Source organism: Streptomyces sp. NPDC052299 (assembly GCF_040679335.1).
In the GTDB taxonomy this organism is placed as follows: Bacteria; Actinomycetota; Actinomycetes; order Streptomycetales; family Streptomycetaceae; genus Streptomyces.
Genome location: NZ_JBFAUP010000019.1, coordinates 21,987 through 36,926, shown reverse-complemented (window position 1 = coordinate 36,926; position 14,940 = coordinate 21,987). Strand labels below are relative to the sequence as shown.

16 protein-coding genes are annotated in these 14,940 nt (G+C 71.0%); 5 read left to right on the top strand and 11 right to left on the bottom strand.

Annotated elements, in window-relative coordinates; translation table 11 throughout:
* Positions 1-229: 229 nt before the first annotated feature.
* Entirely contained in the window at positions 230-730 is a 501-nt protein-coding gene (locus AB0L33_RS27740; RefSeq protein ID WP_365685756.1) for a DUF5949 family protein, read from the top strand.
* A 104-nt stretch (positions 731-834) separates the two neighbouring features.
* Here AB0L33_RS27740 and AB0L33_RS27735 read toward each other — a convergent pair whose 3' ends face one another.
* From AB0L33_RS27735 to AB0L33_RS27710, 6 genes are all read right to left on the bottom strand, one after another.
* Positions 835-1,245: a rodlin gene (locus AB0L33_RS27735; RefSeq protein ID WP_365685754.1), complete on the bottom strand. Its 411-nt coding sequence runs from the start codon at positions 1,243-1,245 to the stop codon at positions 835-837.
* A gap of 118 nt (positions 1,246-1,363) precedes the next feature.
* Positions 1,364-1,534, bottom strand: coding sequence for a hypothetical protein (locus tag AB0L33_RS27730; protein ID WP_365685752.1), 171 nt, complete (start codon positions 1,532-1,534; stop codon positions 1,364-1,366).
* A 114-nt stretch (positions 1,535-1,648) separates the two neighbouring features.
* Positions 1,649-2,059, bottom strand: a complete 411-nt coding sequence (locus tag AB0L33_RS27725; RefSeq protein ID WP_018100605.1) for a rodlin — start codon at positions 2,057-2,059, stop codon at positions 1,649-1,651.
* Between the two features lie 103 nt (positions 2,060-2,162).
* Positions 2,163-2,453, bottom strand: a complete 291-nt coding sequence (locus AB0L33_RS27720; RefSeq protein ID WP_365685750.1) for a hypothetical protein — start codon at positions 2,451-2,453, stop codon at positions 2,163-2,165.
* A gap of 235 nt (positions 2,454-2,688) precedes the next feature.
* Positions 2,689-2,922: a chaplin gene (locus AB0L33_RS27715; RefSeq protein ID WP_365685749.1), complete on the bottom strand. Its 234-nt coding sequence runs from the start codon at positions 2,920-2,922 to the stop codon at positions 2,689-2,691.
* Positions 2,923-3,191: 269 nt separating this feature from the next.
* Positions 3,192-3,593 (bottom strand): rodlin, encoded by a 402-nt coding sequence (locus AB0L33_RS27710; protein WP_365685747.1) that lies wholly within the window; start codon positions 3,591-3,593, stop codon positions 3,192-3,194.
* Between the two features lie 381 nt (positions 3,594-3,974).
* On the opposite strand from AB0L33_RS27710, the gene AB0L33_RS27705 reads away from it, so the two are divergent.
* A complete protein-coding gene (locus AB0L33_RS27705) occupies positions 3,975-4,874 on the top strand; it encodes a chaplin (protein WP_365685880.1) in 900 nt (299 codons plus the stop codon).
* Positions 4,875-4,968: 94 nt separating this feature from the next.
* On the opposite strand, the gene AB0L33_RS27700 is transcribed toward AB0L33_RS27705, so the two are convergent.
* The 5 genes from AB0L33_RS27700 to AB0L33_RS27680 form a co-directional block, all read right to left on the bottom strand.
* On the bottom strand, positions 4,969-5,904 hold the full coding sequence (locus AB0L33_RS27700; protein ID WP_365685746.1) for a dihydrodipicolinate synthase family protein: 936 nt from the start codon (positions 5,902-5,904) through the stop codon (positions 4,969-4,971).
* Positions 5,901-6,890, bottom strand: a complete 990-nt coding sequence (locus AB0L33_RS27695) for an ABC transporter ATP-binding protein (protein ID WP_365685744.1) — start codon at positions 6,888-6,890, stop codon at positions 5,901-5,903. Before AB0L33_RS27695 ends, AB0L33_RS27700 begins: the two co-directional genes overlap by 4 nt.
* Entirely contained in the window at positions 6,887-8,854 is a 1,968-nt protein-coding gene (locus AB0L33_RS27690) for a dipeptide/oligopeptide/nickel ABC transporter permease/ATP-binding protein (RefSeq protein ID WP_365685743.1), read from the bottom strand. The genes AB0L33_RS27695 and AB0L33_RS27690 overlap by 4 nt, the downstream gene beginning before the upstream one ends.
* A gap of 1 nt (position 8,855) precedes the next feature.
* Positions 8,856-9,806 (bottom strand): ABC transporter permease, encoded by a 951-nt coding sequence (locus AB0L33_RS27685; RefSeq protein ID WP_365685741.1) that lies wholly within the window; start codon positions 9,804-9,806, stop codon positions 8,856-8,858.
* Positions 9,807-9,900: 94 nt separating this feature from the next.
* A complete protein-coding gene (locus AB0L33_RS27680) occupies positions 9,901-11,496 on the bottom strand; it encodes an ABC transporter substrate-binding protein (protein ID WP_365685739.1) in 1,596 nt (531 codons plus the stop codon).
* Positions 11,497-11,664: 168 nt separating this feature from the next.
* Between AB0L33_RS27680 and AB0L33_RS27675 the strand changes: the two genes are divergently transcribed.
* The 3 genes from AB0L33_RS27675 to AB0L33_RS27665 all read left to right on the top strand — a co-directional run bounded on the left by AB0L33_RS27675 (position 11,665) and on the right by AB0L33_RS27665 (position 14,879).
* Entirely contained in the window at positions 11,665-12,384 is a 720-nt protein-coding gene (locus tag AB0L33_RS27675; protein WP_365685738.1) for a FadR/GntR family transcriptional regulator, read from the top strand.
* A gap of 179 nt (positions 12,385-12,563) precedes the next feature.
* Positions 12,564-13,565 carry an acetylxylan esterase gene (locus AB0L33_RS27670; protein ID WP_365685737.1) on the top strand — a complete coding sequence of 334 codons (1,002 nt, stop codon included), beginning with the start codon at positions 12,564-12,566 and terminating at the stop codon, positions 13,563-13,565.
* Positions 13,566-13,595: 30 nt separating this feature from the next.
* Positions 13,596-14,879: a GDSL-type esterase/lipase family protein gene (locus AB0L33_RS27665; protein ID WP_365685736.1), complete on the top strand. Its 1,284-nt coding sequence runs from the start codon at positions 13,596-13,598 to the stop codon at positions 14,877-14,879.
* The last annotated feature ends 61 nt before the right edge of the window (positions 14,880-14,940 follow it).

The window sequence follows — 14,940 nt, the reverse complement described above, 5'->3', positions numbered from 1 at the left end:
GACTCGTGGGCAGCGCCCACCGCAACGACCGTCGTCAATGTCCTCACCTCCGCATTCGTCCAGGTCCGGTACCGGCGGCAGGTCCGCCGTCCGTCTCGTCGCACACCATAGCCCCCCGCGGTGCGGCGGCTCAACGGATTATTCCGCGCGGACCCTGTTGCGGCAGTCATCCCCCGATCGGGTGATACGCATGGAGTTGGACCGGTCGCGGACGGTTAGGGTGCCGCACATGACCTCCCCCCAGACAGCCACCGGCTCGTTCACCCAGGCCCAGTTGGGCACCCTCATCCTGATCGGCTGGAGCGGCGAGTACCGGCAGAGCGGGCGCGACGCGGCCTTCCTGCTCGCCTACTCGCTGGGCGACGGATCGGACGGCCCGGCGGCCGGCGAGCACGCCATGCGGCTCGCCCTGCAGCGCAGCGGGCTCCCCGTCGGCGGTGCGCCGGTGCGGGCCGACGAGACGCCGGGGCTCCCGGTGAAGCTCCTCGTCCAGGCCGGCCAGGCCGTCCTGACCCTGCCGCACTTCAAGGCGCAGTACCCGGTGCGGCCCGAGTGGCTGGCGGCGGCGACCGACCAGGGCGAGGTGCACGCGATGTTCGCGACCCGCCCCTGGCCGCAGGGCGCTCCGGGGCTCCCCATCGGCGAGGCGGAGCTGCGTGCCTTCGCGGGCGATCCGGACACCATCGCGACCTCGGCGCACTGCGTGCTCCCGGTCCGCAGCCTCGGCTGACCCGGCCCACGGAAGAGGCCCACCACCCGGCGAGGGTGGTGGGCCTCCGTCATGCCGTACGCGCCCGCGTCGCACAGGACGGACGACGCGGGCGCGGCACGCGATCAGTTGTTGGCGACGCCGTTCCCGGAGAGGACCGGGATGCCGTTCACCAGGTGCGACAGGGGCTCGTCGCCCTTGGCCTGGGTGGAGTTGTCGGCGCACTGCTGGTTCTGCGGGTTGGACAGGACGTTGACGTCCTGGACCGCGACGGGCACCAGCAGACCCACCAGCGAACCGACGTTGGCCTTGACCGGGACACCCAGGCACAGGTCGTTGAGCGAGCCCTGGATGAGCTGGGCCTGCGGGCTGCCGTCACCCTGCGTCTCGGCGTTGCCGTACGAGCTGGTGGCGCCGTTGCCGTTGACCGAGGTGGTGCCCCCGTCGTTGCCGATCGCCATGGCCGAGGGGGCCGCGGCGGCCGACAGGCCGACCAGGGACACGGCCACTGCCGCGCCGGCCATCATCTTCTTCATCACGCTTCACCTTTCGGAGCGTTCCGTTTGGAACGTACTGATCAACCCCGTGCGGACGCTTCGGTTCCGCTGATCCACCCAAATGGGTTCGATCCCGCATGAGTTCGACGGGCCCGGGTCAGGCCCGGCCGCCCGCTTCGGCCGAGGTGCGCGCCGAGGGCACGAGTCCGCCGACGCGGGCGGGGCCGGGGTCCGGGGCCGGTTCGGCCCGGGCGGCGCGCCACTCGGCGAGGAGCCGGTCGTAGATCGGGGTTGCGCTGTCGGGGTGCCGGCTGGGGTGCTGGTCCATGCCCAGGCCCTACCCGTTGCGGCGCGGAACGGCCGCCCGTACTACGGCAAGCGGCCCAGCGAGCCGCCCTTTCGGGCGACCGCCGGGCCGCGTGTGGTGCGCCGTCAGTGCCGGTCAGTTGTTGCCGGCACCGTTGCCCGAGAGGATCGGGATGTCGTCCAGAATGTGCGACAGGGCCTCGTCGCCCTTGGCCTGGGTGGAGTTCTCGGTGCACTGCTGGTTCTGCGGCGAGGACAGGACGTTGATGTCCTGGACCGAGATCGGCACGACGCCGAGCAGCGAGCCCACGTTGGCCTTGGCCGGCAGGGCGATGCAGGGCTTGTTGAGCGAGCCCTGGATGAGCGCGAACTGCGGGCTCCAGTCACCGTGGGTGGCGGAGTTGCCGTACGCCTGCATGGCACCGTTGCCGTTGACGGTGGTGGTGCCCTGGTCGTTGCCGATGGCCATGGCCGACGGGGCGACCGCGGCCGAGACGCCGACGATCGATGCGGCGACGGCCGCCGAGGCCATCATCTTCTTGATCATGAAACTGCCCTTCTGGTTTTCTCTGGTTGCCCGCCGGTGCCGAGCGCACTGATCAACTCGGCGTGGCGGGAATGGTTGTGGCACATCACCCGAAAGGTGCGGGTCAGTTCGAGAGCGGGAGCCCACCGAGGAGCGGGGCCGCACCCTTGGCAGCGTCGGTGGCCTGGCCGGCTACCTTCGCGACGGTGCCGTCCTCGTGCAGGCGCTCGGCGGCGCCACTGACGGTGTCGAGCACCGGGTCGACCGCCTGCGGTGCGGCCGCCATGACCTGGTTGACGCCTCCGTCGAGGCTGAAGCTGGGGGCCGTGGTCGTGGTGACGGCGAAGGCGGGAGCAGCCGTGCCGAGTGCGACCACGGAACCGGCGACGAGCGCGGCGGACTTCGCGTACTTCACTTTCGGGTTCCCTTCTCAGCGGCGGCCGTTCCGGTCGCGTCCCCGCGCCGCACGTTGCCTTCTTTGGCCGTGTTCCCGGCCGCCCTTTCCCTGGCTAACGAACCGGATACCGCGGGGAAACTGTGCGTCGCGGGATTTCTCGGAGCGCGGGAGAACTTCCGGGCACGGGAAAAGCCCCGGAGCGTTCAGAACGCGGTCCGGGGCTTTTCGAGCCGAGACAATTCGGCGAGGTACGTCAGTCGTTGACGCAGGCGTTGCCGAAGGCCGGGTTCAGCAGGCCGATGATGTCGATGGTGTTGCCGCAGACGTTGACCGGGATGTGGACCGGCACCTGGATGTTGTTGCCGGAGATGACACCCGGGGAGGCCACGGCCGCGCCCTCGGCGCCCGAGTCGGCGAAGGCCGGGGCAGCGGCGCCCATGGCCATGAGCGTACCGGCGGCGACGGCGGCGATCTTGGTGTACTTCACTTGAAACCCTTTCTTGTGCGGAGTCCGGAGCGGCCACGGCTTTCGTGCCGCACGAGCGCGGACCTGATCGCTCGTAACTCCGCCACTCTCATTCGTAACGATTTCGGACGGTACGCGACACTGCTCGGCGAGGAGATTGCTCGAATAACGCCCGAATGATGCAGTTCCGGTCAGCCGACCGTGTTCCCGCCCGACACGCGCGAGGCGGCAGCGGGCCCGGGCCGTCCGGAGGAGGAACGCCGGCGGCCCGGGCCCGGGAGGGGGCCGGATCAGCGGTTGCCGGCGCCGTTGCCCGAGAGGACCGGGATGCCGTCCAGGATGTGCGACAGCGGCTCGTCACCCTTGGCCTGGGTGGAGTTCTCGGTGCACTGCTGGTTCTGCGGGTTGGACAGGACGTTGACGTCCTGGACCGCGATCGGGACGAGACCGATGAGCGAACCGACGTTCGCCTTGAGCGGCAGGCCGACGCAGGGCTTGTTGAGCGAGCCCTGGACCAGGTCGAACTGCGGGCTGCCGTCACCCTTGGTCACGGCGTTGCCGAACGACTGCGAGGCACCGTTGCCGTTGACCGAGGTCGTGCCACCGTCGTTGCCGATGGCCATCGCCTGCGCGGCGCCGAGCCCGAGGATGGAGGCGGCGACGGCACCCGTAGCCAGGACCTTCTTGATCACGATGAACCCTTCTCGTACTGGATACCCCGTAGCCGGAGCGCCCTGAACAACTGACGGGCCGACGTTTGGTTATCGCCATTCACTCGAATGCCTGGAAGACACGGACGTCCGTACGAAAGTGATCGAGTAATACTGTCGGAAATCGAGAGGCGAAACGTTCACTCGTAGCCCCGCCGCGTGCGCACAAAAAATTCACGGCATTCACGTTTCCCATGCACGCGGACGTCGTTATGGGTGTCGTCAAGCCGCTCAGCCAGGAGGGCCGCCTCTGGATGGGCGGGTCCGACGACTGCTGCACCGCCTGATGAACGAACCGAGGGCCCCGCGCCCGCGAGAAATGTCCAAGGAAGGGCACCAATGCGAAAAGCCTTGAGTAAAAGCATGCTCGTCATGGCGGCGGCGTCAGGCATCCTGACCGCCTCCGGCGGCTATGCCTTCGCCGATGCCACGGCCGACGGTGCGGCCGTCGGCTCCCCCGGCGTCGCTTCGGGCAACGTCGTTCAGGTCCCGGTGCACGTGCCCGTCAACGTCTGCGGCAACACCGTCAACGTGATCGGCGCGCTCAACCCCGCCTTCGGCAACGAGTGCGAGAACGAGGGCGGCTCCGGGGACGGCGGCTCGCAGGGTGCGAGCGCCCAGGGTGTGGCCGCCGGCTCCCCCGGCGTGCTCTCGGGCAACGTGGTCCAGGCACCGGTCGACATCCCGGTCAACGTCTGCGGCAACAGCATCAATGTGGTCGGCCTGCTGAACCCGGCCGCGGGCAACGAGTGCGAGAACGGCGACGACGAGGGCAACCCGCCCACCACGGAGCCGCCGACGGAGCACCCGCCGCACAAGCCGCCGCACCACAAGCCGCCGAAGGGTCACGACCACGACTGCGACTGCGGTCACCACCACAACCCGCCGAAGCCGCACCACCCGCCGAAGCCCCCGAAGCCGCCGGTGCACCACCACGACGACGACTGCCCGCCGAGCCACCACCACAACCCGCCGAAGCCGCACCACCCGCCGAAGCCCCCGAAGCCGCCGGTGCACCACCACAACGACGACTGCCCGCCGAGCCACCACCACAACCCGCCGACCCCGCCCACGGAGAACCCGCCCACGCACAACCCGCCGACCCACACCGGTTGGCACCACACGCCTCCGAAGCACCACAAGCCGCCGCAGATGGCGCACACCGGTGCCAACGAGAACCTGGGCATCGCCGGTGGCGCCAGTGCCGCGCTGGTGCTCGGTGGCGGCCTGCTGATGCGCCGCGCCCGCGCCGCGAAGAAGTGAGCTGACGCTTCCCCGAGCACGAAGAGGTCCGGCCCGACAGCCCTGAGCTGTCGGGCCGGACCTCTTGTGTGCGGCGCCCCGTGCGGCGTACGGGTCAGACCGTGCCGAGCCCCGCGCGGTCCAGGCAGGCGGCGACCGCCGCCGTCTCCCCGGCGTCCAGCGGGCGCATCGGCGGGCTCATCACGTTGGTGGCGATGATCCCCCGCAGCATCAGCGCCGTCTTGAACGCGCCGAGCCCCGCCGCCGTGGCCGACGCCGTGCCCGGGCGGGCGGCGCGCACGATGTCGAACAGCGCGACCAGGCGGTCCTGCTCGGCGCGCGCGGCCGCCCAGTCACCGCGCACCGCGGCCTCGTGCAGGCGTACGTACCCGTGCGGATCGACGTTGCCGAGCCCCGGCACCGAGCCGTCGGCGCCACCGAGCATCATCGCGTCGACCACCAGCTCGTGGCCGGTGAGCACGGAGAACCCCGGCAGTTCGCGGGCGCCGATGACCAGCCGGCGGAACGAACCGTCGTCGCCGCTGGAGTCCTTCACACCGGCCAGCACCCCGTCGGCGGCCAGCGGCAGCAGCAGTTCCGGGTCGAGCTTGCTGTGCACGCAGACCGGTACGTCGTACGCCAGGACCGGCAGGTCGAGGGCGGCGGCGACGTCCCGGAAGTGGCGGTCGATCTCCGTGGTGTGGGTGCGGGTGTAGAACGGCGCGGTCACCACGACGGCGTCGGCGCCCAGTTCGGCGGCGCGCCGGGCGCGTTCGACCGCCCGGTTGGTGGTGGTCTCGATGGCGCCGACGAGGACCGGCACCTGACCGCCCGCCGCCGCGACGACGGCCTCGATGACCCGGTCCTGCTGGCCCGGGGTGAGGTAGGCGGTCTCGCCGGAGCTGCCGAGGGCGAAGAGACCCGTGACACCGCCGTCGATGAGGTGCGCGACGACCCGCTCCAGCGAGGGGAGGTCGAGCTCGCCGTCCGCCGTGAGCGGGGTGACGACGGGCGGGATGACTCCCGTGTGGCGGGGGGTGCGGGCGGTCATGCGGTGCTCCTTGCGGATGGTACGGGGGACGCGGGGGTCTGGGGGTGGACGCAGTGGTGGCGGTGCCCTTCGGGCCCCTCGGTGCGTTCCGGGAAGGCGGTGGCGCAGGCGTCGTCCGCCTTCCAGCAGCGGGTGCGGAAGGGGCAGCCGGACGGCGGGTTGGTCGCCGAGGGGACGGGGCCGGTCAGCACGATGCGCTCGGTGCTCTCCAGCAGGCTGGGCGTGGCGGAGAGCAGCGCCTCGGTGTACGGGTGGGAGGGGGCGCCGGCGACGTCGGCCGCGCGGCCCTCCTCGACGATGCGGCCGAGGTAGAGGACGGCGATGCGGTCGGCGAGGTAGCGGACGGTCTGGATGTCGTGCGAGATGAACACCATGCCGAGGCCGAGGCGTTCGCGCAGGTCGACCAGGAGGTTGAGGACCTGGGCGCGGACCGACACGTCGAGCGCGGAGGTGGGTTCGTCCGCGACGATCAGTTCCGGTTCCAGGGCCAGGGCGCGGGCGATGGCGACCCGCTGGCGCTGGCCGCCGGAGAGCTGTCCGGGCAGCGCGGCGAGGGTGTGGCCGGGCAGGCCGACCAGGTCGAGGAGTTCGGCGACCCGGGCGGTGCGTGCCTCGCGGGTGCCCCGGCGGTGCACGTCGAGCGGGTCGCGGAGAATCTGTTCGACGGTGAGGCGCGGGTTGAGCGCGGTGGACGGGTCCTGGAAGACGACGCCGACGGCGGAGCCGAAGTCCTGGCGGCGCTGGGTCCCGGTCATCTCCCACAGGTCGCGGCCGTGGAAGGTGACCGTGCCCTCGGTGGGCTTCTGGAGGCCGGTCAGGACCCGGGCGAGGGTGGACTTGCCGCAGCCGGACTCGCCGACGAGGCCGACGATCTCGCCGCGCTTCACCTCCAGGTTCGCGTCGGTGAGGGCGTGCACGGCGTCGCGGCGGAAGACGCCTCCGCTGCGTGCCTTGTGGCGTACGTGGACGCCGTCGAGCCTGATCACAGGGCGCTCCCTTCCAGCTGTGCGGTCTTCGCGGGGTGGTGGCAGGCGAAGCCGTGGTCCTGCTCGGCGCCGCGCGCGGTGAGTGCCGGGGTGGTGGTGCGGCACAGTTCGGTGGCCGCGCCGCAGCGCGAGGCGAACCGGCAGCCGGGGCCGAAGCCCTGGGGTGCGGGGACGACGCCGCGGATCTGGTGCAGCCGGTCGGCGCCGGCCTCCAGCGAGACGACGGAGCCGAGCAGGCCGCGGCTGTAGTGGTGGGTGGGGGCGGTGAGTACGGAGCGGGTGGAGCCGATTTCGGCGAGCCGTCCCGCGTACATCACCGCGACGCGGTGCGAGAGGTCGCCGACGAGGGCAAGGTCGTGCGAGACGAGGACCATGGCGAAGCCGAGCTCCTCGCGGAGCCGGACGAGGAGTTCCACGACCTGGGCCTGGACGGTGACGTCGAGGGCGGTGGTCGGTTCGTCCGCGATGAGCAGGCGGGGGCTGCGGGAGAGGGCCATGGCGATCAGGACGCGCTGGCGCTGGCCGCCGGAGAGTTCGTGCGGGTAGCTGCGCAGGGTGCGTTCGGGTGAGAGGCCGACGAGTTCGAGGAGTTCGGCCGGTGTCTTGGTGCCGCCGCGCGAGGTGAGCTGCCTGAGCTGGGTGCCGACGAGCACGGACGGGTTGAGGGAGGAGAGCGCGTCCTGGTAGACCATCGCGATCTCGGGGCCCATCAGGGCCCGGCGTTCCTTCGGCGGGAGCGCCAGGAGGTTGCGGCCGCGGTACAGGATCTCGCCGCTGACCTCGGCGTTGCGGGCGAGGAGGCCCATGACGGCGAGGCTGGTGATGGACTTGCCGCAGCCGGATTCGCCGACGAGGCCCAGGGTCTCGCCCTCGTGGACGGTGAAGGAGAGCGCGTCGACGACCGGGGTGGTGCCGTACCGGTCGGGGAAGCGGATGGCGAGGTCGCGTACGACGAGGAGCTCGGCGGCGTCCTCGGGGACCGGCGTGATGGTGGCGTCCTGGGCGTTGACGCGCCGGGCGAGCTTGGCCAGGGCGGCGTCGATGTCCACGGTGGAGCGGGCCTCGACGGGGTCCGGGGCGGTGGGGGTGTCGGAGGGGGCGGTGGGGCGGGCGGACGCGGGCGCGGCGGAGGCGTCGGTCAGGCCCTCGGAGAGGATGTTGAGGGCGAGGACGGTGACGAGCAGGGCGAGGCCGGGGAAGAAGGTGGCCCACCAGCCGCCGGCCAGGAGGATCTGCCGGCCGTAGGCGAGGACGCTGCCCCAGCTGGGGTCGGGGTCCTGCACTCCGGCGCCGATGAAGGAGAGGCTGGCCTCGAAGATGATCGCCTCGGCGACCATGACGGTGGCGAACACCATGACCGGGGCCATGCAGTTGACGGCGACGTGCCGGAGCACGATGTAGCCGCGCCGGGCGCCGATGACCTTCTCGGCGGCGACGTAGTCCTCACCGTACTGGGACAGCACGTTGGCGCGGACCACGCGGGCGAGCGAGGGGGTGTAGACGAAGGCGATGGTGAAGATGATGACGGGGATGCTGGTGCCGAAGACGGCCACGAGGACGGCGGCCAGCGCGATCGGCGGGAACGACATCACCACGTCGAGGGTGCGCATCACGGACTCGTCGCCGAGCTTGCGCGAGGTGGCGGCGAGGGCGCCGAGCAGGGAGCCCGCGACCAGGGCGACGGCGGTGGCGCCGAGGCCGATGACCAGCGAGTAGCGCGAGCCGTGGACGACACGGGCGAAGACGTCGCGCCCGGCCCGGTCGGTGCCGAACCAGTGGTCGCCGCTCGGTGCCTGGACGGGCGTTCCGGTGGTGAGCGGGTTCTGGGTGAGCAGGGGGGCGAGGACCGCGCCGAGCACGACGAGGACGAGCACGCCGAGCGCGATGCGGGAGGTGACCGGCAGCGCGCGGAAGGCGATGCCGGGGCGGGAGAGCTTGGTGGTCAGCCGGCTGGTGGCAAACATGTCAGACCGTCCTGATGCGCGGGTTGACCAGCAGGTAGAGCAGGTCGACGATGACGTTGACCACCAGGAAGGCGATGGCGATGGTCAGTACGGTGCCCTGGACCAGGGCGACGTCGCCGCCCGTGACACCTTCGAGGATGAGCTTGCCCATGCCGGGCAGGTCGAAGATCGCTTCGATGACGACGGCGCCGCTGAGCAGGTAGCCGACCTTGACGCCGAGCACGGTGAGCGGGGTGACGAGCGCGTTGCGCAGCACCGAGCGGATCACCAGGAACACGGGCAGGCCGTTGCCGCGTGCGGTGCGGACGTAGTCGCGGTCGAGTTCGGCGACCATCGAGGTCCGTACGAGGCGGGCGAGCGAGGCGGCGACGGGGACGGCGAGCGAGACGGCGGGCAGGGCCATGCTGCGCAGCCAGCCGCCGAAGGAGTCGGCGGGGTTGGTGTAGCCGCCGGTCGGGAAGACCGGGGAGTTCAGGGCGAACTGCTGGATGAGGAGGACGCCGAGCCAGAACGAGGGGATGGCGACGCCGGCCATGGACAGCACCCGGAAGAGCTGGTCGGGCCAGCGGTCGCGGTACATGGCGCCGAGCACCCCCGCGACGACGGCGAGGACGATCGCGAGGATCAGGCCGAGGACCGTCAGCTGGAGGGTGAGCGGGAAGGCGGCGGTGATGCGGTCCGCGACGGGCTGGCTGGGCGGGACCGTCATGCCGAGGTCCAGGTGGAGCAGCTGCCCCAGGAAGTGGAAGTAGCGTATGGGCAGCGGGTCGTTGAGGCCGTTGGCCTCGGCGAAGGCCGCACGGGCCTCGGGTGTGGCGCTCTCCCCGAGCGCGTTGAAGGCCGGGTCGACCGGCGAGAACTGCAGCACCACGAAGACGAGCAGCGCGATGCCGAGGATCATCACCGGCATCATCGCGACGCGGCGCAGCGCGAGCCGGAGAAAAGCAACCATCGTCGGGTTCCTTGCGGTTGGGCGGTCCGGTCCGGGACGCCGGGTGGGGTCGTGCGTCCCGGACCGGGGTTTCGGGCGGGGGCTGACGAAGCCCTCAGCCGCGGCTGACGTCCAGGAAGGACAGGCCCGTGGTGGGCAGCGGCTTGAAGCCGGGGAGCGCCTTCTCGTTCCAGGCGGTGGGCAGCTTGCGGTGCAGGATCGGGTAGAGCGCGGCTTCGTCGGCGACGAGGTCGGTGACCTGGCCCCACAGCTCCTTGCGCTTCGCCTCGTCGGCGGCCTGGGCGGCCTTGTCGAGGGTCTGGCGCACCTTCTTGTACGCGGCGGACTTGCCCCAGCCGTAGCGGCTCTCGGGCCAGAAGCCGTAGTAGAACCAGCGGAGCAGCAGGTCGGCGTCGTTGCCGAAGACGGAGGGGTCGCCGGGGGCGACGAGGACCTCGAAGTCGCCCTTGTCGATCTTGGCGTACTGGGCCGGGGACTGGGCGATGTTGAGCGTGACCTTGACGCCTGCGGCCTCCCAGCTCTCCTTGAGCAGCGGGGCGATGTCCTTGACCCAGCCGGTGTCGGTGGTCAGGACGGTGAAGGAGAGGCCCTTGACGCCCGCCTCGTCCAGGAGCTTCTTCGCCTTGTCCACGTCGTGCGTGTAAACGGTGGCGGCCTTGTGGTAGTCCGGGTGGGTGGCGGGGACGTAGCCGGTGGCGGCGGTGGCGTTGCCGACCATGGCGGTGGAGATGATCTTCTCGGTGTCCAGGGCGTAGTGCAGGGCCTGGCGCACCCGCTTGTCGGCGAACCGCTTGTCGGCGGTGTTGAACATGAGGAAGAGCAGGCCGAAGGACTGCACCGACTCGGTCTTGGCGGAGCCGGAGAGGCGCTTGACGTCGATGTAGGGGACGTCCTCGATGGCCTGGACGCGGCCCGACTCCATGGCGCTGACGCGGGCCGACTGGTCGGACATCAGGCGCCAGACCATCTTCTTGGCCTTGGCGGGGTGGGCGCCGTTGTACTTGTCGTACGCCTCGAAGACGATCTTGTCCTCGCGGGTGGCGGAGACGAACTTGTACGGCCCCGAGCCGACCGGCTTCGCGTCGAACGCCTTGGGGTCGGGCTCCACGATCTTCTTCGGCACGATCCGCGCGACGGCGATGCGGGACGGGAAGAGCGCGAAGGGGTACTTGAGCTTGAACTCGACCGTGCCCGCGTCGACGGCCTTCACCGTGTCGATGAAGGGCACGAACTGCGCCATCAGGGAGGCGTTCTTCGGGTCCAGGATGCGTTCGAAGCTGAAGACGACGTCGTCGGCGGTGACGGGTGAGCCGTCGTGGAAGGTCGCGCCCTTGCGGAGCGTGGCGCGGTAGGTGGTGGCGTTGATCTTCTTCGGCATCTCGGTGGCCAGGGCGGGTCGTGCCACGAGTGTTGCCGGATCGAGATCCACCAGGCCCTCGAAGATGTGCATATTGGCGGCGTACGGGGTCGCACCCGAGGTGATCATGGGGTCGAAGCCGGTCGACAGCGGGTAGGACAGGCCGGCCTCGATGAGGTCGCTGCCGCTGCCCTTGTCGGTCGAGCCGTTGGCGGTCGAGGACGGCCCGCCGCACGCGGACAGGCCGGCCGTGATGGCGGCCGCGGCGCCGACGACGCCGGTGTAACGCAGGAAGGTGCGGCGCTCGACACCGGCTGATCTCAGCTCGGGCACGGGTCCTCCAGGGACTTGAGGTGGGGCGTCTGGGACGGAAACGGGGGCCGGCGCAGGTTCACGGGGGACCGCGAGACCCTGAGCGTCAGACGTCAGATGTCTGATGCCTTGATAGCGTGGGAACGTAGCTTGACAATCGAGAGGGGTCAAGAGGTGGGGAGTTCACATATGTCCGGCACGAAGCCCGGGAGGCAGCTGCTCCGGCAGGAAGTCGTGGACGGCATCAAGCGGTACATCCTGGAGGAACGACTCCGTCCCGGGGACCCGCTGCCCACCGAGCCCGCCCTGTGCGAGGCACTGGGCGCCAGCCGCTCCAGCGTCCGCGAGGCCGTCAAGATCCTCAACGCGCTGGACATCGTGGAGGTCCGGCACGGCCACGGCACCTACGTCGGCCGGCTGAGCCTGTCCGCGCTCGTGGAGAGCCTGACCTTCCGGGGCCTGCTCTCCCCCGACGACGACTTCCAGGTCATGGCCGATCTGGTCGACGTGCGCGAGCTGTTCGAGCGCGGGATGGCGGACCGGATCGTCTCGCGGCTGAGCGCGGAGCAGCTGGACGCGCTGGACGCCCTCGTGGCCACCATGCGCGAGACGGGCGCCCAGGAGGGGCACGGCTTCGTGGACGCCGACCGCGCCTTCCACGCCCAGCTCGTGGCCCCGCTGGGCAACGAGCTGATCGGCCAGCTCTCGATGGCCTTCTGGGACGTCTACACGATCGTCGCGCCGCACCTGGACGGGTTCACGCAGGCCGACGAGACGGAGACGATCACCGCCCACCAGAACATCGTGGACGCCGCGCGGGCCGGTGACATCGCCGGTTTCATGAAGGCGCTCGGCGAGCACTACGCGCCCGTGCGCCGCCGGATCGCGGAGGCCCGCGCCCGGCGCTGAGCCGCCGCGCGACGCGGAGCGTCGCCCGGCCGGGCGCGCGGGCGACTCCGGAACGCCCCCCTTGACGGCCGCCTCGGGCGGTGCCTAGGGTCCGTGTGCCGACAGGACATCTGACGTCATGCATCTGATGTCGAAGCTCGCTCCCGGCACTTCCCACCGCGCCCCAGGAGGGCACCTCCATGCCGTTGACGGACCTCTCGCTCGACGCCTGCCGCGACTACCTGCCGCCGCTGCCCGTCCCCGCGGACTTCGACGCCTTCTGGTCCCGGACCCTGGACGAGGCCCGCGGCCACGCCTCCGACAAGCCCGTCTTCACGGAGGTGCGGACGGGGCTCACCCAGGTCCGCACGTACGACGTGACGGTCCCGGGCTTCGCCGGGCAGCCGGTGCGCGGCTGGCTGCGCATGCCCACCGGGGCGACCGAACCCCTCGGCTGCGTGGTGGAGTTCCTGGGCTACGGGCGCGGCCGGGGCCTGGCCCACGAGAACCTGCTGTGGGCCTCGGCCGGTTACGCCCACCTGCTGATGGACACCCGGGGGCAGGGCTGGTCGGCGGCCGGCGGCGCGACCGCCGATCCGGACGGCGGCGCGTCCGGGGTGGTGCCCGGCTTCCTGACGCGGGGCATCGAGAGCCCCGAAACGTACTACTACCGGCGGCTGTTCACCGACGCGGTGCGGTGCGTGGACGCGGTGCGCGAGCACCCGGAGATCGACCCGGGCCGGATCGTGGTGACCGGGGTCAGCCAGGGCGGCGGCATCTCGCTGGCGGTCGCCGGGCTGGTGCCGGGGCTCGCCGGGGTCATGCCGGACGTGCCGTTCCTGTGCAACGTGCGCCGGGGCGCCGAGATCGCGGGGCGCCCGCCGTACACCGAGATCGCCGAGTACCTGAAGCTGCACCGCGACCGCACCGAGTCGGTCTTCGCCACCCTGGCCTACTTCGACGCCGCACTGCTCGCCACCCGGGCGACGGCCCCCGCGCTGTTCTCCATCGCGATGATGGACGACATCTGCCCGCCCTCCACCTGCTTCACCGCCTACAACGGCTACGCCGGGCCCAAGGACGTACGGGTCTATCCGTTCAACGGGCACGAGGGCGGCGCGGAATTCCAGCAGCGGGAGCAACTGGCCTGGGTGGCCTCCCTGTTCACCGGCCTGTCATCGGGGCAGGCCGGTCGCTCCTGACCGGAGGCACCTTCCGTGCGCAGACGATCCATGCTTTTCGCCGCGGGCGCGACAGCGCTGAGCACCCAGCTCGGCGACCGCGCCTCCGCCGCCGCCCCGGGCAGCGGCCCCCTCCTGGACCACAGCACCCCGGTGGACCTGGACGGCAGCGAGTACGTCGATCTGTCGACCCAGGTCGGCGCGCTCGCCCCGCTCACCGCGGGAACCGTCGTCGTCACCTTCCGCACCACGAGCCACAACCAGGCGATGACGCTGATCAGCGCGTCGGACCCGGCCGCCCCTTCGTCCAACATCACGCTCAACCTGAGCGGGGGCGCCCTTCAGTTCTCCGTGCGGGAGAAGGGCACCGTCCTCGTGAATGTCATGACCCGGACACGCTACGACGACGGGCGGAGCCACACCGTGGCCGTGACCGTCGACGCCTCGGGCACCCGCCTGCACGCCGGCGGCCGTACGGTCCTCGCAACCGGCGCGCACCCCTTCTTCGGCAGCGTCTCCGGGCTCACCTCGCTGTCGCTCGGCCGGAACACGGACAGCGACCACCCGGGCGGCGAGTGGTTCTGCACCGGCACCATCGAGCGCGCCGCGGTGTGGGGCCGGGTGCTCGGCGAGAGCGAACTCGTCGCACAGTGCCCGCGCCCCGACCTCGCGGACCTGGGCCGGCTCTCCGCCGTCCTCAACGGCGACACCCCGGCCACCTGGGTCATCACGGGTGACAGCATCACGCACGGCGCGCTGCACACCCATGGCTGGCGCAGCTACCCGGAGCACTGGACCGAGCGGGTGCGCTGGGAGCTGGGCAAGCCGAAGAACCGGGACTTCGTCATCGACTCCGGGGTGAGCGGCGCGACCAGCGCGGAGCTCGTCGCGCAGTTCGCCCAGCGGGTCACCGCGTTCTCGCCGCACGTCGTCTCGGTCATGATCGGCACCAACGACATCGCGACGGCCGGTCTCGGGCTCGACGCCTACCGGGCCAACCTGGTCTCGCTCGTGCGGTCGGTGCGCGCCCTGCCCGGCTCGCCCGTCCCGGTCCTCCAGGCTCCCAACCCGGTCGATCCGGCGAAGTGGCCCGGGCGGGTGCAGCTCTCCCAGTACGCGCGGGTCATGGGCGAGGTGGCGGCCCAGCAGAACGCGGTCTTCGTGGACCACTACGACGACTGGCTGACCGGCGACGGCGGCCAGGTCCCCCTGTCCCTGCTCAGCGACGGGCTCCACCCCAATGAGCGGGGCCATCACCGCATCGCCCTGAAGATGATCAAGGACCTGCGGATCTTCGAGGCGAACAGCCAGGTCTGCTCCCTGCGGATTCCGTAGTCCGGCCATCGCCTGCGTACCCCCTTCCAGAAGCACCACCCCTTCCGAGAAGAGAGATCGT

Excerpts from the sequence above, each read along its gene's own strand:
- AB0L33_RS27665 (WP_365685736.1), top strand. The coding sequence starts at position 13,596 with ATGCTTTTCGCCGCGGGCGCGACAGCGCTGAGCACCCAGCTCGGCGAC.
- AB0L33_RS27675 (WP_365685738.1), top strand. The coding sequence starts at position 11,665 with ATGTCCGGCACGAAGCCCGGGAGGCAGCTGCTCCGGCAGGAAGTCGTG.
- AB0L33_RS27725 (WP_018100605.1), bottom strand. The coding sequence starts at position 2,059 with ATGATCAAGAAGATGATGGCCTCGGCGGCCGTCGCCGCATCGATCGTC.
- AB0L33_RS27670 (WP_365685737.1), top strand. The coding sequence starts at position 12,564 with ATGCCGTTGACGGACCTCTCGCTCGACGCCTGCCGCGACTACCTGCCG.
- AB0L33_RS27735 (WP_365685754.1), bottom strand. The coding sequence starts at position 1,245 with ATGAAGAAGATGATGGCCGGCGCGGCAGTGGCCGTGTCCCTGGTCGGC.
- AB0L33_RS27690 (WP_365685743.1), bottom strand. The coding sequence starts at position 8,854 with ATGTTTGCCACCAGCCGGCTGACCACCAAGCTCTCCCGCCCCGGCATC.
- AB0L33_RS27700 (WP_365685746.1), bottom strand. The coding sequence starts at position 5,904 with ATGACCGCCCGCACCCCCCGCCACACGGGAGTCATCCCGCCCGTCGTC.
- AB0L33_RS27740 (WP_365685756.1), top strand. The coding sequence starts at position 230 with ATGACCTCCCCCCAGACAGCCACCGGCTCGTTCACCCAGGCCCAGTTG.
- AB0L33_RS27730 (WP_365685752.1), bottom strand. The coding sequence starts at position 1,534 with ATGGACCAGCACCCCAGCCGGCACCCCGACAGCGCAACCCCGATCTAC.
- AB0L33_RS27685 (WP_365685741.1), bottom strand. The coding sequence starts at position 9,806 with ATGGTTGCTTTTCTCCGGCTCGCGCTGCGCCGCGTCGCGATGATGCCG.
- AB0L33_RS27705 (WP_365685880.1), top strand. The coding sequence starts at position 3,975 with ATGCTCGTCATGGCGGCGGCGTCAGGCATCCTGACCGCCTCCGGCGGC.